Below are 22282 nucleotides of genomic sequence, written 5' to 3' on the forward strand. Positions count from 1 at the left end.
GCAGGCAAAGCCACTGGCCGAAACCGTGGTCCAGCCATAGGCCATGGCCGCAAGCTGGCCCAGACCGACATACGCATTGCGCTGGGCGTTCAACTGGTCACTGTCCAGCGGTATCTGTGCCGGATAAACGATCTGTCTGTCCATTATTCAGGGGTCTCCACGTCCTGAACCCATGCGATGGTGCCTGCGGGCATCACATCGGCAATGCGGTCCAGTGTCTGCGTTGCGGGCGGGTTCGTGTCGCCGGTTGGCAACTGTGCGAATAGCTGGAAGGGTGCGCCGCGTGACCCGTAGCGCAGGGCGGCGACGCCATACCCGTATCCGCCGCCAATGGCCGGGCTGGCCATGCTGGCAATCCCCTTGCAGTCGGCTGCGTTGCGCGGTTCGATCACGCGGCCTGCGCTGCCCACTTCATCGGCAATGGTGTTGACCACGTCGGGCCGCGTGCCCAGCGAGGGGAACAGGGCTTCCTCGATGCGGGTGCGAAAGGCATCGTCGCTTTCCCCCTGCCCGCGCACAAGCGTCGTGCCGAAGAAGTCGGCGGCGAACATGTCCAGAAACGCGCCACTCATGGTGGCAAGCCGGGTCTGGTCCGCCGTGCCTGACAGCATGGCCCATATCCATACAAACACGCTGCCGAAACCCTGCAGCAGCGCATTCAGCACCGGGGCCTGTTCCGTCTCGCCCGCGGCGGGCGCGGATGGAAACCAGCCGGTCGGCAGCAGCCTGCGGATGCGCAGGGCGAAACCGTTCTGCGTTACGTCAGCCAAAGGACACCGTCCCCGCACGATAGGCCGTGCCGGTCAGTGCCGGCAGGTCAATCGTGCCACCGGCCAGGGTCACGCCGGTCACGTTGGTGACGGACGTGCTGGCGGCATAGGCAATCTGGATCAGGCGCGAATAGCTGGCCGCATCCCCGATGGCGAGGCCGTTGAGGTAGGTGGCGATGCTGGTGCTGATCGTGGCCTGCACGGTGGAAAGGTCGCCCGTGCCGTTCACGCTGACGGTCATGGTCACGGGCGGGCGCACCACGTTGGGGCGCACGACCTGAATGGACACGGCGACCGGGCGCACGGCATCCACGGACGCATAGACTTCGTCAATCACGCTGTCGGACACGTCGCCCGATCCGTCATCGACAAACACCACCACGTTGCCGGGAAGTGTCGCGCCGGACGTATCGACATTCTCCACCACCTGATAGATCAGGTCGGCGGACACATCCGTCACCGCGTTTTCAATCGCGGATACCGTCGCCTTTGACCGGCTGTTGATATAGGACACGAACCGCGTGCGCAGGGCCGCATCCGTCTCCCCGTCGCTGCCATTGGTCAGGGCGGCGGCGTTCGTGACCGTATCGATGCCCGAAACCGCCGTGCCCAGCAGGCAGACAGCGCCCGCCGCGACATTGCCGCCCGTCCCGGTCGTTGCGCACTGTACCGGGATGGTGACGGACGCCGTGCCCGCAGGGCGGATATAGGCGCTGTCCGCCGCCGACCATGCCGTATTCGTGCTGTCCTCCACCACCGTATAGACGACACTCGATGCCGTCTTGACCGTGGTGCCCGCCGCAATGGTGGCGGACTGGCTGCCCGGCGTGAACGATGTGAACGTGACCATGCCGGTGGCCGCCGTTCCCGGCAGGCGCGACAGGCCGAAATCCGCAACGAAACTGTCAACGTCCGACCCGATGGACGTGGCCAGCCGCGTGCGCGACAGGATCTGCAGCGCGATGAACTGGAACCACAGCCCCAGCCCCGCCACGGCTTCCAGCATGGCGCGGCCTGCGGACCCCACATTCAGGTCCAGCAGCGCGGAACACGCCCCCTGCGCCGCCGCCACCATGTTGCCCAGAGTGGTCTTGAAGGATTGGAAGGTGATGGCCACCCGGATTCTCCGTTCTGGTTGGGGAATGATCCTTGTGTTGTGGTGCGGCCTGCATGGGGCGGACTGCCCGCCACCTTGTCCCGCCCATGGCCGGGAATACTGGCGACACCGCCTGCGCCTGCCGGGGATCGGCACAGGGTAATACGCACCGGGCAGTGCAATGCCCCGATGTCACTTCCTGCGGCCATTCCGTCACCCGGCTCCTGCGTGCATCGTGGCCGGAATCATGTCGGGATCACCCGTGCGCTGCCATCTGGCGCGGCGCATGAGCGTGTCAGGCTGATGGGTATGAAGCGCCGGATGAATGTCCTGCCTGCCGCCCGGGTCGGCTACAGCGCTGGGGCTGCTGGCTGCAGCATGAAGGGGGATGGCGGGCTTCCCCGTGCCGGGTCGCGCCGTCATGCCTGTGGGCATGAAGGGATAGGTAAAGGCGCGACCGGACCCGCATGGCCGGGACATGCAGGGGGATCCGGCGGGCAATGACCACGGCACGATGTCCGGCATGGATCACCTGCCCCGCCCACCGGGCCGATCACGTTTGGTCGGCTACGTGCCCAGCGTAAGTTCCTGCACCGTGCCGGTCATGGCGTCGGTGTAGGATATGGCCAGCAGGTACGCCCCGACCCGGGGATTTGTGATGGTCACGGTAACGGGCTGCGACGGGTCAATGCCTGCCTCGCCCTGTGCCTGTTCCAATACAAGGGCGCGGATGCCGGCTTCATCCAAGACCGTGCCCACGCGCGCGGGCAGTCCGGCGCCATAATCCGGCTGCCAGATATAGGCTGCCGCATTGGTGCACAGCCTGCGCAGCAGCGCCTGACGGGTCTGTTCCGCACCCGTGACCACGGCAATTCCACCCGTAGCCGACAGGTCCAGGTCACCGCCCATGGTATGTGACAGCGCGCTCATGACATGACCGGCGGGTGCATGTACCCCCATGCCGCGCCATGCCGTGGTCCGTGCCGGTGCATGGCGGCGGCTGGGTTCCGCGCGGTCACGCGCCGGGGGTGGCCGGCGCGCGTGGTGACTGTTGTGTTCATTGCGGTGCTCCTGTCGTGCCGGGTGCGCTGGTGACCGGGTGGGTGTGTGCATGGCCGGAAATGCCTGCAGCCCTGACGTCCATCTGCCCGGTTACGGTGCCCTGCGCCGTGATGTCCCTGTCGGTCGTGATCGGGCCGCCGGTAACGGACAGGCCGTTGCCATCCAGCGTCATCGTGACCGCTCCCGCAATCCATGCCTTGCCGCTGCCGGTCAGCGTTTCGGTCGTGCCGCCTGCCCCGGTGTTGCGGCGCCATCTGCCGGGGGGGCGCCGCAACCTGCCATGACCAGCATCTCGCCCGGCTGGGCCGGCTTGCCCGTGGCGGGGGATACGGGCGGCATGACCACGGCGTCATAGACCGGCACGGCCGCCACGCCATGTTCGGCGTCGCCTTCGACATGCACCACCAGCACGTGCGTGCCGATGTCGGGCACGCAGGCAATGCGCAGGCTGCCCACCTGCATGGCGGCGTAAGGTAGCCAGCCGGTTTCCACGCCCGATGGCTGGGCCACCACCCTGACCGCGTGGTTCACCGGGTCCACCGCGCTGACCAGCCCGAACCCCGGCTGCGCCAGCGTGCCGGTCATGCCGGCGGCGATCATGCGCGTGTCAGTCATCCGTTCCCCCGTCCTGTGTGATGGTGCGTGCGCGCAGGGTGACCTGCTGGGAAAAGCCGCCCTGCCATGAAAAGCTGCTGGTCACGGCATCCACATCCAGCGTGCCGTCCCATGTCGTGCCCGTGCCGGTCAGGCGCATGAAATCACGCGGCGCCAGCGTGATCCGTCCGGGTATGGTGCCGGTTATGGTGCGGGCATGCGCCGTGATCTGGCTGTATTTCTGCCGTGCCAGGCGCCGCAGGTCATCCAGCCGCGCACCGGGCATGGCAAAGCTGTGCAGCGTGCCCGCGCTGTCGCCCGGCGTGGTCGCGCCGCCAGTTGCGGACCAGTAGTACTCGACCCGCGTGCGCTGGCGGCTGTCCCAGCTCATGACATGCACGATCACGCCGCATCCCACCTGATAATCCCGGGTGAAATGCAGGCCGTACGCGCCCATGGCCACAGGGCTGTCCGGGCCGGTGTCGGTGTAGTCCAGCACGTGGGTATTGGCGGTGGTGGCGGTGGGGCATGGCGCGCAGACAATGGTGGTACCATCGGCATACAGGTCGCACCCCGCCATGGTGGCCATGTAACGGGCCAGGTCAAAGGCGGTCTGGAACCGGCTGTGGGTGGTGGCGGACATGCGTTTGTGCTCCACCTGCCAGAACTGCCCCACCATGGCGTCGGTCATGGTGACATCGGGCACAAGCCCGGCAGCGCTGACCATGGCCCGGACCACATCGGCCCCGGTCATGTTCAGCCACCCCGCCCGCACCCGCATGTCCAGCAGTTTCGCAAGGTAGTCGCGACACTGCACCCGTACCGATGTCGCGGCGGGCAGCAGGCCCACATGGTCCACGATACCGCGAAATACCGTCACCCACTGCGCCCCGTCGCGCGCGGCGTCGCGCATCTGCACCGTAATGTCGATATCGGGCAGCGCGCCGCCCTGCGCGTCTGGCTGCAGGTCGAACCACAGGCCGCCTGACGGGATGCGCGTCCGGTCCACCGCCAGCGTCATGTCCAGCGTATCGGCGCGGCTGTAGCGCGTGCGGGCCAGCGTCAATTCCTCCAGCCCGGTTTCCGCGCGCTCCGCCCCGTTCACCAGCACGCGCGCGCGCGGCATGCGCCAGACGGGTGGTGCCGTGCCCTTCAGGCCGCCGTTCATGACGTAACCCCCGGCACGCCACTGTCCTGTGATGCGTCAACCCCGGGCAGCAGCAGGCTGACGGGTGTCGTGAACCCGGACAGGTCGGGGTCGTCCATGCCGTTCGGCCGTGCGATGCGCCACCACTGCGTTGCGTCCCCCAGCCGGGCCGCCGCCACGTGATACAGGGAAATGTCGCTGGCCGTGACCTTGATCGTGCTTGCCATTGTCTGGTTCCTACTGCGCCGTGACCAGCGGGCCGTCCTGCGTGCCGCCGGTGGCCGAAAGCGTGTTGGCATAGGCGCGGTTGACCAGCGCGCCGGATGTCAGCGCGCTGCCGTGCAGTTCCGCATTCTGGGTCAGGGTGGACAGGCTGCCGGCACTGGTGAGGCTTATGGCGTCCAGGTTCGCGCCGGTCAGGCCCATGGCGGTGGTCAGCCCCGCGCCCGATGCCTCCAGCCCCGATATGACGCTGGCGGCGCTGCCCGGGGCGGCGGCAAGATTGACCCCCGCCCCCGACAGGCCGCCAACCATGCCAAGCTGGTCCTGCACCCCCGCAAACACCCCGCCCGCGCCGGTCATGTCGGCAATGGGCGTGACCTGTCCCATGACGGTCGAAAGCTGGCCGGTGATGTTGCCCGCAATGGTCGCGACATCATCCAGCGCGCCGGTCAGGCCCGACAGGGCGGCCCCCGCATCATCACCCACCAGCGCCGACAGCCCTGACGTAACGCCGGATGCCGCGGCCACCTGCGGCGGCTGTTCCAGCACCAGCCGGTAGGGAATGATGATGCCCTTCTGTGTGTAGTCGTATGAATACTGCACGATGCGCACCAGCAGCGACAGCCCCGCCCCGGTAAAGGCCACGGGCTGGCCCGCAATGCGCATCTGCTTGAGCATCCATGCCCGTTCGATGGCTGTGGGCCCCACAAACGTGCCCGACAGTTCCAGCCGGTCGGGGTCGTTGCCCACCGCGTCGATAACCCGGTTGCCACCGGGCAGCCGGTGGACGGCAACCTGCTGGGTGCCGCCATCGCGGATCAGGTGCGGCACCTCCATGCCGGTCAGGGTCAGCCCGCCAATGGTCACGGGGGCCGACGCCCACAGCCGCCCGATCGAGCCGATCGCGGTCTGTGCGTTCATAAGGGTCAGGGACATCAGTGGCCTCCCCCGGCGCGCATGCCACCGCCCGCGGGCGGTGCGTGGGCGGAATGAAGAATATGAAACGGAAAATGGGGGAACGGGCCGTGGCGCGCGGTATCGCGCAGCCATGCCATCATTGCCCCTGTCTAACGCCAGATCATGCAGGCTGGAAGCATGCGGCGCGCATGGACCCGTAGCCGCCCGTCAGGCTGCGGCGGGAAATATCCCGAAAATACCCGGCACCCGCAGGGACGTTTCTGGCGGGGCCTGTTTCAGAACACTCCGGAAGGCGCCGCTTTTTTATGACAGGGATGCCGACCGGAAACGTTTTATCAGTGGCCTGCTCCAGACAACGTCCAGCCCCCCGGCGATCAGATTCCCACCGCCCGGCCCGGCATCTGCGGATACCGGATGACATCGGGCGCGGTGCCGGTGGCGCGCAGTTCGTGGCGGGCGGCTGCGGTGTCGATCCGGGCCATGGCCTGTCCCACCGCCTGGTGGTCCAGCGTGACGGGAATGGTGACCTGCACGACCGGCGGCCTGTCGCCACGCGGGACGGGCGGGATGCTGCCCGCCCGTTCCACCGGGGCGGGGTTGATGAAGGGCGGCCTGCCCCGCATGACCGCCCCCGGCGGCGGGACGCGCAACGGGGCAACGCCCCGCACCCGCGCGACATGCGGGATCAGGCCCGGCCTGCGGGGTCTGGCTGGCCCACCCGCAACGGGTACGGTCCCGCCCCGTACGGCGCGGGCGACGGGAAGGCCGGGCATCGCCGCCCGGGGGATGGTGACGGTATGCCGGCCCGCAGGCTGCCGGTCGGGCAGCGCGCGCGCAAACCGGCCCGCCGCCCCATCGGGGCGCAGGAACCGGGCCGGGCGGCTCCCTGCCTGCCCTGTCCCCGGCACGGTGCCGGGAACAGGTTCCCGCGCCGTACGGGTCAGCACCGGCGAAGGTTTGCGCGGGGTACTGCCGTTTCGCGCGATAATGGCCGACATCCGCGCGGTCATGGCCGGTGCCTGTGGGACAATACGGGGGACGACACGCGGCCTGCCGCGGGACAGGGCTGGCGACGTGCACCCGGGCGCGCGACGGGTGTGGCGGACCCGTGCCGGGTCTGTCCTGTCACCCGCCGGGCGCGTGAATGGGGGAATGATGGCGGTGACCTGACCCGTTCCCCGTCGCGCCGGGCCTGCACCGGGCGGAGCGGGATGGGGGACCGGTGCGGCAGGCTGCCCCTGCGGCACGCGCACTGACCCGGATACCGCGCGCCGCGACAGCGCCACGGCGGGCCGCATGCCCGCCCCGTCGGGGCGTTGCAGGCGCGGATATGCCCTCTTTCGTGCCCGACGGCGCATGGTTGCCGGTGGTGGAGGGCGGCAGTCCCGCCCATCCCGTATGGCAGCAGGCGTACCTGCCCCGCCGCGTCCGCCACGGGGGCGTACTGCCGCCGCCTGCACGGCAGGGAACGCACGCTTGCCCGATGATGACGGCAGGGGCATGTCGGCTGCCCCCTGCCGCGGCGTATCCCGACCGGGGCGGCGACGGAAAAACGCCACGCTGCCCCACATGGCGCGGGCGCGGCCCACACGCCCGGCCACCGCCGCCATCCGTGCCAGCCTGCCCTGCTGCTGGCCCGTCCGCGGCAGGCGGCCCCGCCCCGGCAGCCGGGCCAGCAACCGCGCCGCGGCGCGGCAGGCATCAGCCATCGGGGTAATCCCATTGTTGCGTGGTCCAGTCATATCGCCCGCCCGCCAGTTCGCCAAAGGCGACAAGAAAGGCCATGCGCCGCACGCGCGGCATGGCCATGGCCACATCCCACGGCACCCCGTTCCCGACCAGGGCCGCGACCTCGATCAGGGCGGGGTGCCGGCTCAGTTTTTTGCGGCGGTGCTTTCCGCTGCCGCAATATCCGCCCCATCCGCGCCAAACAGCACGTCCGACAGGGCGGTGATGCCGGTATTGCCAATCTGGTTGGCCAGCTGTTCCAGCTGCACGCGGCTTTTGGGGCGCATGGCGGGCACGCCGTCAATCGCCTCCACGCTGCAGACCATCAGCGCATATTCCACCCATGCGGGTGACGGGCTGTCAGGCCCGAATTCCAGCAGCGCCAGCACATCCCCCGGCCCGCGCTCGCGGTAGGTGATGGTCCGGCCATCGCTGGTTTTTATGGTGTGTTCGCTCATGCCATGGCTCTCCGGCTGTCAGGAACGCTGCGCGGCGGTCCTGTAGATGTCGGACGGCTTCAGGAAGTGCCTTTGTGGAAAAAGGCGGCCCCTGAAGCCGGTTTCCTCAACGGGCTGTTTCTTGAAATCCGTCAGGAAATGCGGTTACGCGCCCGCGCGGTGAAGGTAATGGTCTGGTTGACCAGCGTTTCGGACTGGTAATGCCCCGCATCGGACAGCTGCAGCGACGCGCCCACGAATTCATACGTGCTGAGCGACCCGTCGCATTCCGTCACGTACTGGTAAATGCTGCCCAGCACCACCGTACCCGCCGACCAGAAGCCACTTTCGATGGCGGCGAACAGGTCATCCGCCCCCGCGCCATCGCGCTGGAAGGTGAACTGCCCGCCCCAGCCGCCCGGCACGTCATAGAACATGGGCATGTCGTTCAGCGGGTTGGACGTCAGCTGGTGCGTACGCTGCTGCGCGGTAAAGCCGGTTACGGTAGGCAGGTCCACGCGGCTGCCGTCATAGACCAGCACCACACGGCAGTCGCGACCGATATTGAAGGGTTTGGCGGACATGTGTCGCTCCATGAAAAAAGGGCCACCGCGCGTGTGGCCCATTATTGTCGTGTATGGGTGTCATGCGTTCTTTCATCTGGCGGGACGGGTCACGCCGGCGTGAGCATGGTTTCTCACCCCGCATGGAGCACCCTGATGGGCACCACACCCGAAAAACCACCGACGAAAGACCTCGCCGCCATTGCCGCGCGTGGGCTGAGCCACCCGGAAAAGCTGACGCATGAGGAGATAAGGGAACTCTGCGGTCGCGTGCTGTCGGAAGAAAACCGTCGCGCGACGTAACGCCCTCAGGCGGCGGGTGTGCCGGTGCTGACCGTTACACTCGCCCCGCCCTGCAGGTTGACGACAAAGAAGCGGTTGATGCCCTGGTAACGCACCTGCACGTCCGCACGCACGTAGCCCAGCGCCGTGGCGGATTGCGGGTTGTTGGTCGTGTCGCACACCACCGCGTAATCCGTGGTGGCCCCCAGTACACCGCTGCCCACCATGTTGGACAGCGTGCCCAGCAGCACGGCGCGGATGTCGCCAAACAGCGTGGGGCTGATCACCGCGCCCACGAACGTGCCCATGCCCGCATTGACGGTTTCGGCAATGTAGTTGGTCAGGCGGGTGTAGCTGTCATCATCCGTATCCGCATCGGAACTGGTGTTGATCCCGCCACGCACCGCCCAGTAGCTGCCGCCAGGGGCGGGATTGCAGATCACGTCGATCCCGGCACCGAACAGGGCCGAAAGCTCGGCCGTGGAATAGGTCGCGGCCTGCCCGCTGGACACCAGCCCCGCCTTCTGGCTGCCGATCACGCCTGACAGTTCCTTATTCAGGCCCGACTGCTCGGGCGACAGGCCGCCAAGGATACCGGCGGCAAAGGCCTGCGGGGGCACCAGCATGCTGCCATTGGTGTCGTCATCCCACCACAGCCAGTCACCGAACATCAGCTTGACGGCGTAGCTGTCCACGCCTGCCGCCGCCTTCTGCGCCGCCGCGTTGGCAATGGTGTCGCCCGCCGGGCCACAGGCGATCATGTACATCCCCTCACCCAGGCCAAAGGCTGCCTGCGTGGTCCATGACGTGCTGTCGCTGACACCATGCAGCAGCCCCAGCGCGCAGCCCTGCCCGCGCAGGGCGTACATGCCGGTCCGCGCCACGCCGTCCGTGCCGGTGAAGGCCGCCGTGCCCGGTGTCGCGCCATCGGTCCCGCCCGCCAGCGTGATCGTGCCCGCCGCCAGCGCCGGGACCGTGCTGGGCAGGGCCGCGCGCACCAGCGCCGTGCCGTCCGCCGCCATTGCCGCCGCCAGCGTGGACCACGTGGCACCGCGATAGGTCCGGCTGCCCAGAACCGCGTGGGTAACGGTCAGGGTATAGCTGGTGGTGATGATCGTGTCCTGCGTCACGGTGGCGACAATGGCGTTGCCCGCGCTGCCGGTATGGATGGCGGTCAGGCTGATGCCATCCAGCGTGCCGGTGGCGGCGGCATCCGTGCCATCGGTCACGCGCACGCAGCGGAAATCCGCCGCCCCCTGCAGCAGCGCGATGTTGACGGCCGTGCCGATATCGGTCGCCAGCGCCTGCTTGGGGCCAAAGGCGGACAGGCAGTCACCCATTGCCCCCACGATGACCGGCGTGCCCACCGGCCCCCATGCGGCGGTGCCGACCACGCCGATCCGTCCCGACGGCACGCCGTTCAGCGCCAGCGTCTGCGGGCGCTGGACCTGCACATACAGGTCGGGCACGGTCAGGCTGTTGGTGTTGAGCTGCCCGGACTGGTAAATGGTCATGTCTGTGTATTTCCCTGTTGCGCGGCATGGCCACGTGAAAAGACGGGGGATATGCGGCGGCGGGCCGGACGCGGGTGCGCCCCCGCCCCGCCGCCACGCGAAACGCCCGCCCGGCCGGTCCCGGCCCACATGGCCGGACCCCGGCAGGCGGGGCGTTGCGGAAGACCGGCACGGATGGCTTTATCCGTGCCGCGGCCGTCATGGCGCGGGCGTACCCAGCAGCACGTCGCCCCGCACCACGTCGGGCCCGATCCCCGTGCCACCGGCCAGCATGGCCGGGACCACGCGGGTCAGGTCGGTGTCGTAGGTGACAAGGAAGCGCGCGGGACGGGAAAACACGCCGCGGTTCATGGCGGTGTCGTCATTGGTGGTGGCGCGGGCCTCGATCCGGAAGGTGGACCCGTTTTCATCCGTCAGCCAGTCGGTCAGCGCCAGCGCATCCGCAATGGCGCAGCCCAGCGCGTCACGCGCGGCAGGCGTTGCCGCCCATGCGGTGATGATGAACACCTGCTGCTGCCTGCGCGCGACACAGCGGGCGGCCAGCGTGCCGGCGTTGATGGCCTGCACCGTGGTCATGGCGGGCAGCGTGATGTCCGCCCCGCTGGCGACGGCACCGGGCAGGGCCGCGGCAATGACGGCGGCGATGGTGGCCGCCGTATCCCCCGCGGTCGCGACATGCAGGCTGCATGCATCGCCCGCAACACCGGGCAGGCCGGTCACGCGCAGCCCCACCGTGCCACCGGGCGTGGCCCCCGCATCCACCGTTACGGTGGCGGTGTCGCCGCTGATCGCCATATGCGCGGTGGCAGGCTGCGTGGTGTCCATGCGCCACGGGCGGCCCAGCGGTTCGTCCACCCGCACCCAGCTTTCGGCGCTGTCGGCAATGGTGATGAAGTCGCACCCCTGCTGCAATGTCCGCGGGGCATCGCCCAGATCGGCCTGTGTCAGGTTGCCACGGCGGATGACCAGCGACCGTCCGGTCGCGGCCGCCTGCGCCGTGCCATCGGGGCACAGGGCCGAAGCCAGGGCTGCCGCGATGGTGGTGGAGATGGTGGAAATGTCGGCCATGTCATATCGGCTCCTGCACCCCTGTGGTGTGGGGCAAGCTGGTGCGCATGGGGCGGCATGTGCCGCGCCATGTTACGCATTGGTCTGGTGGTGACGGACTGGTGGCCCGGTCCCGAAGGCCGTGTGGAACAACCCGTGACGCTTTATTCACGACGGTTCGGGACACGCCGTTTTCTGAAAAAAGGCGCCCGCCGGAAACGGTCATTTATCAATCGGTTATGTGTCAGATGTCGGCTCCCGTTACCTGTCCGCCACCGCGCATATGCCGTGCAGTGGCGGTGATGCTGGCATCCCCGGCGGTCGCGACATGCAGGCCATGCGCATTGCCCGTGACACCGGGCTGGCCGGTCAGGCGCGGGCTACCGTCGCTGCCCCACCATGCGGCCGCCGGATGCCATGCGCGCTGGGCGGCTGCGCGGTGTCCATGCGCTCCGGACAGGGTTTGCTGCTGTCGCATGCTGGCTGGCTTATGGTCGGGGCGGCATGTCACGCCAGCGTCCGCCTGCCGGCGCCGTGGCAGGGGGTGACCCATGCCCCGTAACCATATTGGCGGGCAGGTCAGCATACAGATGCCTGCCCGCCCCGTTCGGGGGGAGTATGGTCGGGATCGACCGCGGTCAGACCTGCTGCTGGCCCAGCAGGCAGCGTGTGCCCCATGGTCCCGCCCGTGCGCCGCCAATGGTGTAGCGCGGGCCGTTCGCATCGCGCGCCCACATGGCGGGCTGCACGCTAATGCCGGGAATGAGGGGCAGGAACATCTCGAACCCGCCCGGGTGGATCGTGCCGGGCTGCGCGGGACCGGGCACGCCCGCCCCGCCGCCCCTCGCACGGATCATGGCGGGCCAGCCGCTGGCGCAGGCCACCTGCGTGGTGGCGTCCCCCGATGTGCCATAGCCACCGGGGTCCGCCACATCCGTGGCCTGCGCCACGGTCGTGGTGATGTCCACCACCGCATTGCACAGCACGCACAGGGGCGGGCGGAAGGGTTCGGCGCGGGCGATGAAATACGTCTCCCCCGCGCAGGTCAGGATGTCGCCCGCCTGTACGTCCGTCGTATCCATCAGCGCATAGACGAAGGGCACGTCCCACAGGGCAGGTCCGGCAAAGCCGAAGGTCCGGTCGTTGCTGAACGCCGCCATGACCCGTGCATGGGCCGTGGCGCACGGGCCGGTGGCGGTGGCGGGGCGGTACTGTGTTGCGGGCGCCCCCACGCGGGCCGCCGCCCGGGCGAAACCGCGCGCGGCAAGGTAGCACAGGGCTGGCTGGTCCATCAGATCACGATCTCCCCCATGCCACGCAGGCCCGGCCCCGGCGGAATGCCAAGGAAATTGCACAACTGTATCCGCCAGCGCGTGTACAGCGTGAAACGGTCCGTGACCTCGGTGCGGTTGCGTGTCCACACCGCCGCGCGGTCGGTGTCCAGGTTGGCGGTGGCGGCCATGATCGCGCCCTCCAGCATCTGGCACTGCATGATGAACGCCCGGGCCTGCGCGCATTCGGCGGGGGCAAGATTGCGCAGCCGCCATTCGTTGAAGCCATACACCCGGAAAAACCGCCACGACTGCATGCCGCTGTCCTGACCGCCCATGGCGGGATAACCCATGTAACGCCGCGCCTGCGCCAGTTCGTCATCCACCAGCGGCGTATCCGCGACCGTGGCGGCGGTGGGTGGCGCAGTGGGGACCGCACCCGCCGGGGTAACGGCGGTGGATGGGCCCGGTCCCGCCGTGTCACTGGTATTCGTGGCGGACCCGCTGGCCGCCGTTGTCGTATCTGTATCGGTCATGCCTGCTGCTGCCGCCTCCTGTGCATGATGCGCCCCGCATGCCGGACTGCCACGGGGCCGTGGTGTAGCGGGCCTGTATGGATGCCTGCCGGTCCCGCCACCTACGCGCTGTCCCGGACGGGTGAAGGGCTCACGATCGCAACGGGGCTGGCCCGGTATGGCGGGACGTGGCCGTGCGGATGTGCCGGTGTTGTCCAGGCGCACTGCATGTATCACCGGGGACATTGCCCCACTGTGCCGGATTGCCCTGCCGCAGCCGTACCTGATGGCAACGGCTATCCGCATGCCTGCGCCACCGTTCAGGCTGGCATGCGGGGCATCGTTCCGTCCCCTGCGCCGTGACATCGTCGTTACCGCGGTGGCGTGGGGCCGCTGTTCCGGTCGTGTCCTGTCGGGTGCGTACCTGTCGGTAATAACCGCCAGCATGTCTGTGTTACCGTCCGGGCCAGCATGTGGGAGCGTCGTTCCGCCCCCTGCACCGTGGTATCATCGTTCCCGAGGCGACGCCGCCCGCTGTATTCATGCGGGCGGCCCGTCCGGTCCAGTGGCTGGCGTCGCCCCTGCCATGCCGTGGGATGCGCGCCAGCATGCCAGATGCGGGGAACGGGGCGGACCGTGCCTGTCCTGCCCCTGCCCCGCATCGTACGGGCGGCGGGTGTGCCGCCGCCCGGCGGGGTCGTCTTATGCCCCTGCGCCAAGGCTTTCGATCACCACCCCGCGCTTGAGGTAGCTGTTGGTGGCGGTGGGAATGACCGAGGTATCGGCAGTCAGGTCGGTGGGCAGGGCGAAACCGCCGATCCACGACCACGACTGCGCGATGATCTGCGCCAGACGGTCCAGCGCGGGGCGGGTGATCATGCACACGCCGTCCACATCCGTCAGTTCGCCGCCATCCAGCAGCGGCGCGTAATGGGTGCCGATATTGGCGTAATCGCCTTCAATCAGCGCGCCCTGCCCGCAGATGATGGCGCGATGGATGTTGCCCGCGCCAAGCGATGCCTGCTGCGGGGCCTCGGTCGTGGGAATGAAGCGCACGCCCAGCAGGTCGAAGATCTGGCCGGTCTGGTACGTGTCGGACCCGTACTGCCCGCGATACAGCAGCTTGAAATCCTCATCGCGGAACAGGCCCAGAAGCTGCGCATTGTCCAGATAGCAGTGGTACACCCCACCATCGGGCGTGGGCACGTTGTTGTCACGCAGCGTGGCCAGCGCGCCAAGGATCGACTGCACCGTCAGCAGGTCGCCCGCAGCCAGCGCCGCCGTGGTGGCGCGCGCGTTGGGCCGCAGCACCAGCGGCGCGGTCGCGGCCATGACCGCGTTGCCCGCCGTGCCGTCCGCCACCTTGACGGATGCCGAGAACGTCAGCGTGCCCGAAACCCCGTCCGGCGCGGTGGAGGTGCTGGTGGCATCCGCTGTCGTGCCCACAAGGGTGTACGACCCGGACCCGATGGTGACGGTCATGCCGGCCGATGCGCCAACGGATACCACCTGTCCTTCGTCAGACAGGATGTTCTGGAACCCGCGGATGTCGTCCACCGCAACCGTGCTGCCCGCAGCCCCCAGCGTGGTGGTGACGCGCGTATTGCCGCCAAGGTAGCCCCCCACCCCGTTCTGCGCCCCGCCAAACAGCGCATTGCGCGCAAGGCGGTCCAGCGTCTGCCGCGCGTTGATGCCAAGGCGCGAGGCATTGGCCAGGAACTGGTTGGCGATGCCCACACCTTCCGTCACCTGGTTGAGGTCCATGGTGTTGCCGTACTGGTTTATGGTCAGGGTGTACTGTTCGACCGACCATTCGGCGGGCGTCATGCCGTTGTCGAAACTGGTGTTGGCGGCGGGGTTGAGCGGCGTGGTCGCGGGCGGCAGCAGGCCCGCACGGGTGTCGGTAATGGTCTGGCCGATGCGGGCGGGGAATTCCATCTGGTCCGCGATCGAGCGGAAGCCCAGCCGCGACTGCAGCGCGTCCTGGAACGCGCGCGACAGGAACCCCTGCTGGATGACCGGCTGCAGGGAGGCGGGGAAATTGGCGATGGCCATGAATTTCATTTCCTTGAAAAAACGAAAAAAGCCGCCATGCAGGACTGCGGTGGCGGCGGCAGGGGCGGCCATGGCGGGGTGCGCCATACAGGGGCCGGGTTGCACGGTTCAGGGGTGCGGCGCGCATGGCCGGTCATGGCCCCTTGCCGGTTCCGCGCGCCATGGCGGGACGCGGAACGGACAGGGGGCGTGTTCCCGCGCTCTCCATTCAGGATGCGGGCGGGGTCCCGAAATCACAGGTGGGTATTTTCAATGGCGGGCGTCTGTCATGCCGGTCTGTCCTGACCAGATTCGCCAGCCTGTCGCCAATGGCATTGCAATGGCAGGCCGCTGCCCGGCCAACAGGCGGCACGCCGTCCCGTTCCGCGCCCACGAGGTGGCCGGTTTCCGCATCATGGACAAAGGTGGCACCATGCCAGCCCCGACCGGCGCGGGCCGGGCGTGTGGGATGTCAGATCAGGGTGGAAATCGGTTTTCCTCGCCCTGCGGGCATCGTGGTAGAAAACGCGCCATGCGGTGATAAAAGCCGGGTAATCAGGTCATGATGCCAGTGATGTTCTGAACTTTCAGATACATGACTGATAATGATTGTTCACCGTGTGGTATGGAGAATTTCAAAACTGATAATGATTCCTAACTATGCCCGGTAAAAAGTTCCTTTTCCATATAGCATTTAATTAAAAAAAGGTGATAACGTGGAAATGCAAGCAGTAATGGCTACGGTGGAGAAATTTTAGCATGGCCGATACCCCGACAAACGAAACGTACACCACAAACCTTCAGCCGGAAATGACAGGCGACGGCAACGTGTACTATTATGAGCAGTCTACTCAGGTCCTGCCCGTCACCGCGATCAACAGCCCGACGACAACCGACAGCAATGGGGACACGATCATTGCCCCTGATACGCAGGGTGATGTCAGTGTTGAAATCGAGGGCGTTGATGAGGCCAATGCCAGTGGCTACAACAGCTCCGGTTTTGGCACGTCGGATGCGTCCGTGTTCCCCTCCGGGCAGCAGACCGATACGCTGACAAGTAATGGCAATGGCCAGTTCACCGACACCGTGACGCAACAGGCAGAGGGGCAGGTTACCGATCAGTTCCAGCAGACGGTCGAGAGCACCGGATATTCGGATGCCAACGGGTCGCTGTATTTCATCCCGACGCAGACGGTCAGTGACGATGGTGATTCCGAAACCGTGGGCGGCGAGTACGAATACTTCTCCAATGCACCCGTAGATGCGACGGTTGCCAATGGGGCAGGTCTGTCGTCAGTGGACGAGAACAACGGGCCGACGCTTACGCTGACAAATGGCACGGCTGCCGCCTGCTTCTGCTCCGGCACGCTGATCCGCACCCCGCGCGGCGATGTGGCGGTGGAAACCCTGCAGGCCGGCGATGAAGTCGTGACCGCATCCGGCGCCGTGCGCCCGATCGTGTGGATCGGCAGCCAGAAGATCATCAGCTTCAGCAACATGGACGCGGCACAGGCCCATGCGCTGACCCCCGTGCTGATCAGCCGTGACGCGTTCGCGCAGAACATGCCCGACCGTGACCTGCTGGTGTCCCCCGGCCACGCCATTGCGGTGCCCGTGATGGACAGCGTGTTCATCCAGGCGGTGAAGCTGGTCAATGGCGCGACCATCCGCCGCGCGCCGTGCGAAAGCACCGAATACTGGCATGTCGAACTGGAAAGCCACGACGTGCTGCTGTCGAACGGCCTGCCGTCCGAAAGCTATCTGGATGTCGGCAACCGCAACCTGTTCGCCACCCTGTCGGCCGGCACGCAGGTCGAGCCCGCGACGCTGGATGATTACGCCCTGCCGCTGGTGCTGAACGGCCCCGAAATCGCCGCCGTGCGCGAACGCCTTGCCGCCCGCGCGCGCACGCTGGGCTGGAACAGCACGACCGACAAGGACGAACACCTGATGGTGGACGGGCAGCGGGTGGAACCGGCCATGGATGGTGACCGGGCCTGCTTCATCTTCCCCGCCGGTGCGCGCGAGGTCGCTCTGGTCTCGAACGCATTCCGCCCGGCGGAATGTGGCGCGGGCGAGGATGCCCGTGAACTGGGGATCTACATCCGCGACATGCATGTCAGCGACGGGCTGTTCCATGACGCCGCGATCGACATGGACGCCCCCGCCATCGCGGCACAGTGCCATGGTGCCGAGCAGCAGAACGATGGCCACTGGCGCTGGACGAAGGGCAGCCTGAACCTGGACCCGTCCCTGTGGGCCGGGTGCAGGGGCCATGTCGTCCTGCGCCTGCACCGTTCCGCCCATGGTGGCCAGTACTGGACGGCCCCCGCAGCCGATGCCGCCAACATCGTGTCCTTTCGGGCATCTGCCTGATCATGCTGCCATGGCGGGGCCGGTCACCGGTTCCGCCACTGGCCAGTCAGGCCACACGAACAGGTCATGCTGAAACCCGCGCGGACCATGATCAGTCAGGATCCGCGCGGCTCATGCAGTCCGGTCCGGGCGGGGCATGGCATCCCGGCCATGTGTCCTATGTCGCGACCGGCCAGCGTAGGCCGGCCGCGCTGGCTGCCGCCCTGACATCCCGCGCGCCTGCCGTGCGGGCATCGAACGGGGCGGGATCGCCCGCACGTGGCGCCGGGCCGGATGCGGTGGTGCCGGTGGCCGCGCCGGACGCGGGCCCGGGCGTGGTGAACAGGTAGGCACGGCTTTCACGTGCGGCTTCCATAATCGTGTCCAGCCCCTGCGGCGCACCATCTTCGGACAGTGTGACGGCGGACAGGTCCACCAGACGCACCACATCGGCAGGCTCCACCGCGCCCATGCGGGCGGCCATGGCGCGCGCTTCGGCACGGATCACGGCACGGCTGGCGCGGGTGCGGGCCGTTGTGGCCTGTTCCGTGGCGCGGGCAAGGTCGGCCTCCAGCGTGGCGCGGGCCTGCACGGCATCGTCACGTTCGGCGCGCAGGGCGGCCAGTTCGCGGCGCATCGTGTCCATGTCGGGGGTTTCGGGAACGCTTGATCGGGTCATGTCGTGCTTCCTTCAGAACAGGGAAAAAATCAGCTCGGGCTTTCGGCCCCGATACGCGCCCATTCCGCATGGGGGCCGGGCGTGCCCGCGCGGGCGGCCAGGATCACGCACGCCGTCTGCCGCGACAGGAAGCCGCCGCGCACCGCCGTATCCAGCCCCTGCGCCAGTTGCGCCAGATCGGCCTCCGTTCCCGCGAAATAGGGCGGCCACTGCAATGCCAGCCCATCGGCCTGCAACCCCGCGTAATCGCGCCCGCCAATGCGCAGGCCGCCGGCAATAACATGGGAAAACGCGCACACCATGCGGTACAGCGCCAGCAGCCCGTATTCGCCATATGACAGGCGCATCCGGTCCGCCAGCCACAGCAGGGGCTGGTACAGCAGTTCCATCGCACGACCCGACGTGGGGGCGCCCAGCCGGTCGGCCTGCGCGCGGTTGCCGTGGATCTGCTCCATCACGCTGGCGCGCAGTTCGCGGTAATGGTCGCGCATCGCACCCGCCGCGTCACCATTGATTTCCAGCAGCTTGGCATCCCCATCCAGCGGCAGGGTCAGGGCGGATGCCGCGCCCCCTGATGACGCGGGCGACCCGTCCGCATACGGGTCGGGTCCCGCGCGGATCACCAGCCTTGGGTCGGCGCTGTATTTCAGCCCCCGCCCGGATTGCGACAGCAGGTAATCGCATTCGATCACCGTATCGATGGCGGGGGCAAAGGTGCATGGCCCGTCCACCACGCCGGGAGCGGCCAGGTTGGCCATCCACACCCACGGCACGAACCCCAGCCCGTGGTGCGTGCTGCGCGTGGGATCGACCTGCACGGGCAGGCCGGCATCGACCCGCCGGGGCACGTAAACGTGGCAGTCCGCACGGTCCCATATGCGCAGCCACCAGAATATGGCCGTCGCATCATCGGGGCCAACCTGCCACCCCTGCCCCGCCAGCGTGGCGCCCGTGACCTTGTAGCATTCGCGCATGCATGCAAGTTCGCCCGTGCCATCCCGGTGCGGGGTCAGGTACAGCGTGTCATGCACCGCAAAACGCAGGCGGCGGTCCACCGCTTCCACCAGCACGGCCACCGACCCGACCGACCCGCGCGTTGCGGCATCGATCATAAGGGCCGGCAGCGCGGTGTCCGCCGCCACCTGTGCCAGAACGCCCGGCACGGCGGGGTCGGCCGCAACCGTGGTGGGCCAGTGCGATGCACCGAACAGCAGCGATACCGCGTCATCCACCACCGCGCGGCACATGTTGGTGCGCACCGACGGCCTGCGCTGCGACAGGGGAATGTATTCCCCCGCCCCGTTATATTCGGTGCCGAACGGGTTGGGGATGGCGTCGTACTGCGTGCCGTCCAGCACGCGGGCCAGTGCGGCAAGCGCATGGGCGCGCGCCGGCAGGTCCGGGTCGCGGGGGTAGGTTTTCCTCAGTTCCTGCCAGTCCATGCTGTCTCTCCGGTGTAATGGGCAAGGGGATGCGGATTTGGTGGTGATGCGGTGGCAAAACCGCGATAGACAGGCGGCCGTGGGGCACATGACCGTGCGGAGAAGGAAAAAGAAAATGGATATCAGTCACCTGCTGCTGACCCCGGTGCGCCTGGCGGTGGAAATTGGCGTGGTTGGCGCGGCCATTGCGGTGGTTGTGGGCGCGTGGCGCAGGCGGCATGGCCATCCGCCCGCACTGCCCCCTTTCCCGCCCGCGCAGCAGCCTGCCCCCGCGCCACGGCCCGCACCCGTACCCGCGCCGGTGGCAGATGCGGGGTTTGACGTGCCGGTTTCCATGACCGATTACGACTGGGCGGTGCGGCTGTATCAGCCCACGGCCCTGCTGTCGGGGTGGGAGCGGCGCGTGCTGTCCACGCTGGTGGCGCAGGTGCCGCGTGGTTATTACGTCTGCCCGCAGGTGCGGCTGGCCGATTTCATCGTGCCGCGCGGACCGGATCGTGACGCCAACCGGCATGCGTTTTTCAAGATCGCCTCCAAATCCATCGACTTCGTGGTGACGCATGTACAAAGCGGCACCGTGGTGCTGGGCATCGAACTGGATGATGGCACCCACGCCCACCCCGAACGCCAGTACCGCGACGGGCTGGTTGATGCTGCCTTCGCCCATATCGGCATTCCGCTGCTGCGCTTTTCACCCGGCGGGCGGGTGGATATCAGCGGGTATTTCCGCGCAGCCGCGGTATGATCCGGTCCGCCCGGTTCTGGAATAAGGAAAAAATAAAAGTTTTCGGGTGCCATATTTCTTCAAAAAGACGTCGTTCTTTCAAATAATTTCAGAAAAAAAGCCCACCAGAACCGTCTTTATTATTTCCATATATTGCAAAACTGACCCTTCAGGCAGTCCGTAACGGATCGGGATACGGACTGGGTAACCACCCTTACCGCCCCAGTGTAAACCGCGTTGGCACCCATCGCGCCGGGGCTGCGGGCGGTGTGGACAGCATGAGGTCACTCAGCGCCCAGACCAGTGCATCCGCCCGGTCGGGGGAATGCGGGCCGTGGTAGCCACTGGCGGAAAACTGGCACAACTGTTCCTCCAGCATGGCAAAGCTGCCGTAATGGGTCACGCGGCCCTGTTCATACAGCGCGGCCACAGGCTCGGCACGCGCGGCCTTGCCCCGGCTGGCGGTCACCATGCGCAGGGCGGCATTGGGGTTGATGCCGCGCAACGTGGCCTCGACCAGTGCACCGCCAAAATTATGCTCGGCCACGATCCGCTCCGCGCCCCAGTCCATTTGCGCCTGCAATGCCGCGCGCGCCCACCCCGCCGGGCTGTCCCGCCGTGACAGGTCGGCCAGCACATGCCCGTTCCCGCCCGCATCCACGCCACACACGACAATGCCGATTTCATCCGACCGCGTATCCTCCGGCCCTGAACAGCCCGACGGGTCCACCGCCACGACAATGCGGCGCATGTCCCGCGCCACGCGGCCACGGGTTGCGGGGGTGATGGCGGCCGCACGGCGGAAATCCTCCATCCGCCACAACGCGCCATCCACCGCCTGCTGATATTCCCCCAGCATGAAGCGCCTGCGCTCACGTTCCGGCAGGGCCGCAAGCTGCGCCATGTATTCGGGTGACAGGTTGGCGCGGTTGCCATCAGGGTTCAGGCGCATGGTGGCGTAACGCGCGCGGTCCAGCGGCGCGCCGGATGTCGGGTCCACCCTGTCCTCAAACACGCGGTACAGCCAGTGCGCGGTGGTGGGCGGGTTGGCGTCGATATATTCCTTCAGCGCAAGGGGCGATTTCTGCGCCAGCCGCGTCAGCAGCATGTTGCGCGCGCCATAGGTGATCTGGCTGGCTTCGTTCAGGTAAACGGTGGCGAATTCCAGTCCCAGTATCTTTTCCGTCCGGTCCTCATCATCCAGCCCGCCGAACAGGATGGCCGACCCGTTGGGCATCTCCACCGTCCAGTCGGTGCGCGACAGTGCCCACGGCACGGTGGGAAAACACCGCCGCATGACGGTGGGAAACGTATCGGCCAGGACGGTGGCCCGGAGCGCGTTCAGCCGGTGGCGGAATATGCCGTGCCGCGTGCCCGCCGCCTTCAGTGCGCGGATCACCACCGCGCGTACCAGCACGAACGTCTTGCCCGACCGCGCGCCGCCGCGCAGCAGGATATGGGTTGCGGGACCGCCCAGCAGCCGGTTGGCCATACGCTGGTCCGGTGTCAGGCTGAAGGCGTGTTTCAAAAGCCTGCCCCCTGAAAGTAGAAAAAGTTTTTGGTGAAGCTTTTTTCAAAAAGCTTTGAAGAACGCCGCCTTTTTGAAAAAAGGTAAGCTCCCGGCGACTGACGCCTTGCTGAATACTTCTGGTCTTGTTCAGCTATGAAGCATGAGCGATTTAAGAGATAGGGACGCGGTACTACCTGCGAGTGTCGCAGGTAGTACCGCAGAGAGGCTCCAAAGGAGCGGTAGAGAGACAGGCGAGCGGGACAGGCTGGCGGACGCCTCGCGGATCGAGATCGTTTCGGATCGCCGCCGCTGGCACGCCCCTGAATTTCGCGCGCGAGTGGTCATCGCGTCCTACGAGAGCCGACGCCCCAT

25 protein-coding genes are annotated in these 22282 nt (G+C 67.3%); 3 read left to right on the forward strand and 22 right to left on the reverse strand.

What is annotated here, in order from left to right; translation table 11 throughout:
* Positions 1-143: 143 nt before the first annotated feature.
* From CFR80_RS12010 to CFR80_RS12060, 12 genes are all read right to left on the reverse strand, one after another.
* Positions 144-770: a hypothetical protein gene (locus CFR80_RS12010; RefSeq protein WP_110507431.1), complete on the reverse strand. Its 627-nt coding sequence runs from the start codon at positions 768-770 to the stop codon at positions 144-146.
* Positions 763-1887, reverse strand: a complete 1125-nt coding sequence (locus CFR80_RS12015; protein ID WP_110507432.1) for a baseplate J/gp47 family protein — start codon at positions 1885-1887, stop codon at positions 763-765. Before CFR80_RS12015 ends, CFR80_RS12010 begins: the two co-directional genes overlap by 8 nt.
* A 192-nt stretch (positions 1888-2079) precedes the next feature.
* Positions 2080-2346, reverse strand: coding sequence for a hypothetical protein (locus CFR80_RS12020; RefSeq protein WP_110507433.1), 267 nt, complete (start codon positions 2344-2346; stop codon positions 2080-2082).
* 87 nt (positions 2347-2433) lie between these two features.
* On the reverse strand, positions 2434-2979 hold the full coding sequence (locus CFR80_RS12025) for a hypothetical protein (RefSeq protein WP_258367785.1): 546 nt from the start codon (positions 2977-2979) through the stop codon (positions 2434-2436).
* Positions 2924-3202 carry a hypothetical protein gene (locus CFR80_RS19880; protein ID WP_258367787.1) on the reverse strand — a complete coding sequence of 93 codons (279 nt, stop codon included), beginning with the start codon at positions 3200-3202 and terminating at the stop codon, positions 2924-2926. Before CFR80_RS19880 ends, CFR80_RS12025 begins: the two co-directional genes overlap by 56 nt.
* Positions 3139-3543, reverse strand: coding sequence for a phage baseplate assembly protein V (locus CFR80_RS19885; protein WP_258367786.1), 405 nt, complete (start codon positions 3541-3543; stop codon positions 3139-3141). Before CFR80_RS19885 ends, CFR80_RS19880 begins: the two co-directional genes overlap by 64 nt.
* Complete coding sequence (locus CFR80_RS12035) at positions 3536-4690, reverse strand: hypothetical protein (RefSeq protein ID WP_110507434.1); 1155 nt, start codon at positions 4688-4690, stop codon at positions 3536-3538. The genes CFR80_RS19885 and CFR80_RS12035 overlap by 8 nt, the downstream gene beginning before the upstream one ends.
* Complete coding sequence (locus CFR80_RS12040) at positions 4687-4896, reverse strand: hypothetical protein (RefSeq protein WP_110507435.1); 210 nt, start codon at positions 4894-4896, stop codon at positions 4687-4689. The genes CFR80_RS12035 and CFR80_RS12040 overlap by 4 nt, the downstream gene beginning before the upstream one ends.
* Before the next feature lie 10 nt (positions 4897-4906).
* Positions 4907-5827 (reverse strand): hypothetical protein, encoded by a 921-nt coding sequence (locus CFR80_RS12045; RefSeq protein ID WP_110507436.1) that lies wholly within the window; start codon positions 5825-5827, stop codon positions 4907-4909.
* A gap of 356 nt (positions 5828-6183) precedes the next feature.
* Complete coding sequence (locus CFR80_RS12050) at positions 6184-7518, reverse strand: hypothetical protein (RefSeq protein ID WP_110507437.1); 1335 nt, start codon at positions 7516-7518, stop codon at positions 6184-6186.
* A 165-nt stretch (positions 7519-7683) separates the two neighbouring features.
* Positions 7684-7995, reverse strand: a complete 312-nt coding sequence (locus tag CFR80_RS12055) for a hypothetical protein (protein ID WP_110507438.1) — start codon at positions 7993-7995, stop codon at positions 7684-7686.
* Between the two features lie 131 nt (positions 7996-8126).
* Positions 8127-8558, reverse strand: a complete 432-nt coding sequence (locus tag CFR80_RS12060; RefSeq protein ID WP_048856787.1) for a hypothetical protein — start codon at positions 8556-8558, stop codon at positions 8127-8129.
* Positions 8559-8657: 99 nt separating this feature from the next.
* On the opposite strand from CFR80_RS12060, the gene CFR80_RS18915 reads away from it, so the two are divergent.
* Positions 8658-8840 carry a hypothetical protein gene (locus CFR80_RS18915; RefSeq protein WP_146221642.1) on the forward strand — a complete coding sequence of 61 codons (183 nt, stop codon included), beginning with the start codon at positions 8658-8660 and terminating at the stop codon, positions 8838-8840.
* A gap of 5 nt (positions 8841-8845) precedes the next feature.
* Here the strand turns inward: CFR80_RS18915 and CFR80_RS12065 are convergent, their stop codons facing one another.
* The 7 genes from CFR80_RS12065 to CFR80_RS12090 form a co-directional block, all read right to left on the reverse strand.
* A complete protein-coding gene (locus CFR80_RS12065) occupies positions 8846-10333 on the reverse strand; it encodes a phage tail protein (protein ID WP_110507439.1) in 1488 nt (495 codons plus the stop codon).
* A 198-nt stretch (positions 10334-10531) separates the two neighbouring features.
* Complete coding sequence (locus CFR80_RS12070; protein WP_110507440.1) at positions 10532-11401, reverse strand: hypothetical protein; 870 nt, start codon at positions 11399-11401, stop codon at positions 10532-10534.
* Positions 11402-11624: 223 nt separating this feature from the next.
* A complete protein-coding gene (locus tag CFR80_RS18920; protein ID WP_146221643.1) occupies positions 11625-11858 on the reverse strand; it encodes a hypothetical protein in 234 nt (77 codons plus the stop codon).
* A 160-nt stretch (positions 11859-12018) separates the two neighbouring features.
* Complete coding sequence (locus CFR80_RS12080; RefSeq protein WP_110507442.1) at positions 12019-12672, reverse strand: hypothetical protein; 654 nt, start codon at positions 12670-12672, stop codon at positions 12019-12021.
* Entirely contained in the window at positions 12672-13187 is a 516-nt protein-coding gene (locus CFR80_RS12085; RefSeq protein ID WP_110507443.1) for a hypothetical protein, read from the reverse strand. Before CFR80_RS12085 ends, CFR80_RS12080 begins: the two co-directional genes overlap by 1 nt.
* Positions 13188-13537: 350 nt before the next feature.
* Entirely contained in the window at positions 13538-13885 is a 348-nt protein-coding gene (locus tag CFR80_RS18925; RefSeq protein WP_146221644.1) for a hypothetical protein, read from the reverse strand.
* On the reverse strand, positions 13869-15221 hold the full coding sequence (locus CFR80_RS12090; RefSeq protein WP_048857233.1) for a hypothetical protein: 1353 nt from the start codon (positions 15219-15221) through the stop codon (positions 13869-13871). The genes CFR80_RS18925 and CFR80_RS12090 overlap by 17 nt, the downstream gene beginning before the upstream one ends.
* Before the next feature lie 738 nt (positions 15222-15959).
* Between CFR80_RS12090 and CFR80_RS12095 the strand changes: the two genes are divergently transcribed.
* Positions 15960-17576: a Hint domain-containing protein gene (locus tag CFR80_RS12095; protein ID WP_110507444.1), complete on the forward strand. Its 1617-nt coding sequence runs from the start codon at positions 15960-15962 to the stop codon at positions 17574-17576.
* 157 nt (positions 17577-17733) lie between these two features.
* Here CFR80_RS12095 and CFR80_RS12100 read toward each other — a convergent pair whose 3' ends face one another.
* Together CFR80_RS12100 and CFR80_RS12105 are read right to left on the reverse strand one after the other, a co-directional pair.
* A complete protein-coding gene (locus CFR80_RS12100; RefSeq protein WP_181418217.1) occupies positions 17734-18234 on the reverse strand; it encodes a phage scaffolding protein in 501 nt (166 codons plus the stop codon).
* A gap of 29 nt (positions 18235-18263) precedes the next feature.
* Complete coding sequence (locus CFR80_RS12105; protein WP_110507446.1) at positions 18264-19676, reverse strand: portal protein; 1413 nt, start codon at positions 19674-19676, stop codon at positions 18264-18266.
* Positions 19677-19791: 115 nt separating this feature from the next.
* Here CFR80_RS12105 and CFR80_RS12110 point away from each other — a divergent pair, with 115 nt between their 5' ends.
* A complete protein-coding gene (locus CFR80_RS12110; RefSeq protein ID WP_082071252.1) occupies positions 19792-20421 on the forward strand; it encodes a DUF2726 domain-containing protein in 630 nt (209 codons plus the stop codon).
* A 193-nt stretch (positions 20422-20614) separates the two neighbouring features.
* Here the strand turns inward: CFR80_RS12110 and CFR80_RS12115 are convergent, their stop codons facing one another.
* On the reverse strand, positions 20615-21892 hold the full coding sequence (locus tag CFR80_RS12115) for a phage terminase large subunit (RefSeq protein WP_181418218.1): 1278 nt from the start codon (positions 21890-21892) through the stop codon (positions 20615-20617).
* Positions 21893-22282 lie beyond the last annotated feature (390 nt).

The sequence above is a fragment of the Komagataeibacter oboediens genome, assembly GCF_003207815.1.
Classification (GTDB): Bacteria; Pseudomonadota; Alphaproteobacteria; order Acetobacterales; family Acetobacteraceae; genus Komagataeibacter; species Komagataeibacter oboediens.

What these genes read in the sequence shown, in the direction of transcription:
- CFR80_RS12020 (WP_110507433.1), bottom strand. Translation starts at nt 2,346, where the DNA reads ATGTCCCGGCCATGCGGGTCCGGTCGCGCCTTTACCTATCCCTTCATG.
- CFR80_RS12025 (WP_258367785.1), bottom strand. Translation starts at nt 2,979, where the DNA reads ATGCACACACCCACCCGGTCACCAGCGCACCCGGCACGACAGGAGCAC.
- CFR80_RS19885 (WP_258367786.1), bottom strand. Translation starts at nt 3,543, where the DNA reads ATGACTGACACGCGCATGATCGCCGCCGGCATGACCGGCACGCTGGCG.
- CFR80_RS12035 (WP_110507434.1), bottom strand. Translation starts at nt 4,690, where the DNA reads ATGAACGGCGGCCTGAAGGGCACGGCACCACCCGTCTGGCGCATGCCG.
- CFR80_RS12040 (WP_110507435.1), bottom strand. Translation starts at nt 4,896, where the DNA reads ATGGCAAGCACGATCAAGGTCACGGCCAGCGACATTTCCCTGTATCAC.
- CFR80_RS12045 (WP_110507436.1), bottom strand. Translation starts at nt 5,827, where the DNA reads ATGTCCCTGACCCTTATGAACGCACAGACCGCGATCGGCTCGATCGGG.
- CFR80_RS12050 (WP_110507437.1), bottom strand. Translation starts at nt 7,518, where the DNA reads ATGGCTGATGCCTGCCGCGCCGCGGCGCGGTTGCTGGCCCGGCTGCCG.
- CFR80_RS12055 (WP_110507438.1), bottom strand. Translation starts at nt 7,995, where the DNA reads ATGAGCGAACACACCATAAAAACCAGCGATGGCCGGACCATCACCTAC.
- CFR80_RS12060 (WP_048856787.1), bottom strand. Translation starts at nt 8,558, where the DNA reads ATGTCCGCCAAACCCTTCAATATCGGTCGCGACTGCCGTGTGGTGCTG.
- CFR80_RS12065 (WP_110507439.1), bottom strand. Translation starts at nt 10,333, where the DNA reads ATGACCATTTACCAGTCCGGGCAGCTCAACACCAACAGCCTGACCGTG.
- CFR80_RS12070 (WP_110507440.1), bottom strand. Translation starts at nt 11,401, where the DNA reads ATGGCCGACATTTCCACCATCTCCACCACCATCGCGGCAGCCCTGGCT.
- CFR80_RS18920 (WP_146221643.1), bottom strand. Translation starts at nt 11,858, where the DNA reads ATGCGACAGCAGCAAACCCTGTCCGGAGCGCATGGACACCGCGCAGCC.
- CFR80_RS12080 (WP_110507442.1), bottom strand. Translation starts at nt 12,672, where the DNA reads ATGGACCAGCCAGCCCTGTGCTACCTTGCCGCGCGCGGTTTCGCCCGG.
- CFR80_RS12085 (WP_110507443.1), bottom strand. Translation starts at nt 13,187, where the DNA reads ATGACCGATACAGATACGACAACGGCGGCCAGCGGGTCCGCCACGAAT.
- CFR80_RS12090 (WP_048857233.1), bottom strand. Translation starts at nt 15,221, where the DNA reads ATGGCCATCGCCAATTTCCCCGCCTCCCTGCAGCCGGTCATCCAGCAG.
- CFR80_RS12095 (WP_110507444.1), top strand. Translation starts at nt 15,960, where the DNA reads ATGGCCGATACCCCGACAAACGAAACGTACACCACAAACCTTCAGCCG.
- CFR80_RS12100 (WP_181418217.1), bottom strand. Translation starts at nt 18,234, where the DNA reads ATGACCCGATCAAGCGTTCCCGAAACCCCCGACATGGACACGATGCGC.
- CFR80_RS12105 (WP_110507446.1), bottom strand. Translation starts at nt 19,676, where the DNA reads ATGGACTGGCAGGAACTGAGGAAAACCTACCCCCGCGACCCGGACCTG.
- CFR80_RS12110 (WP_082071252.1), top strand. Translation starts at nt 19,792, where the DNA reads ATGGATATCAGTCACCTGCTGCTGACCCCGGTGCGCCTGGCGGTGGAA.
- CFR80_RS12115 (WP_181418218.1), bottom strand. Translation starts at nt 21,892, where the DNA reads ATGGCCAACCGGCTGCTGGGCGGTCCCGCAACCCATATCCTGCTGCGC.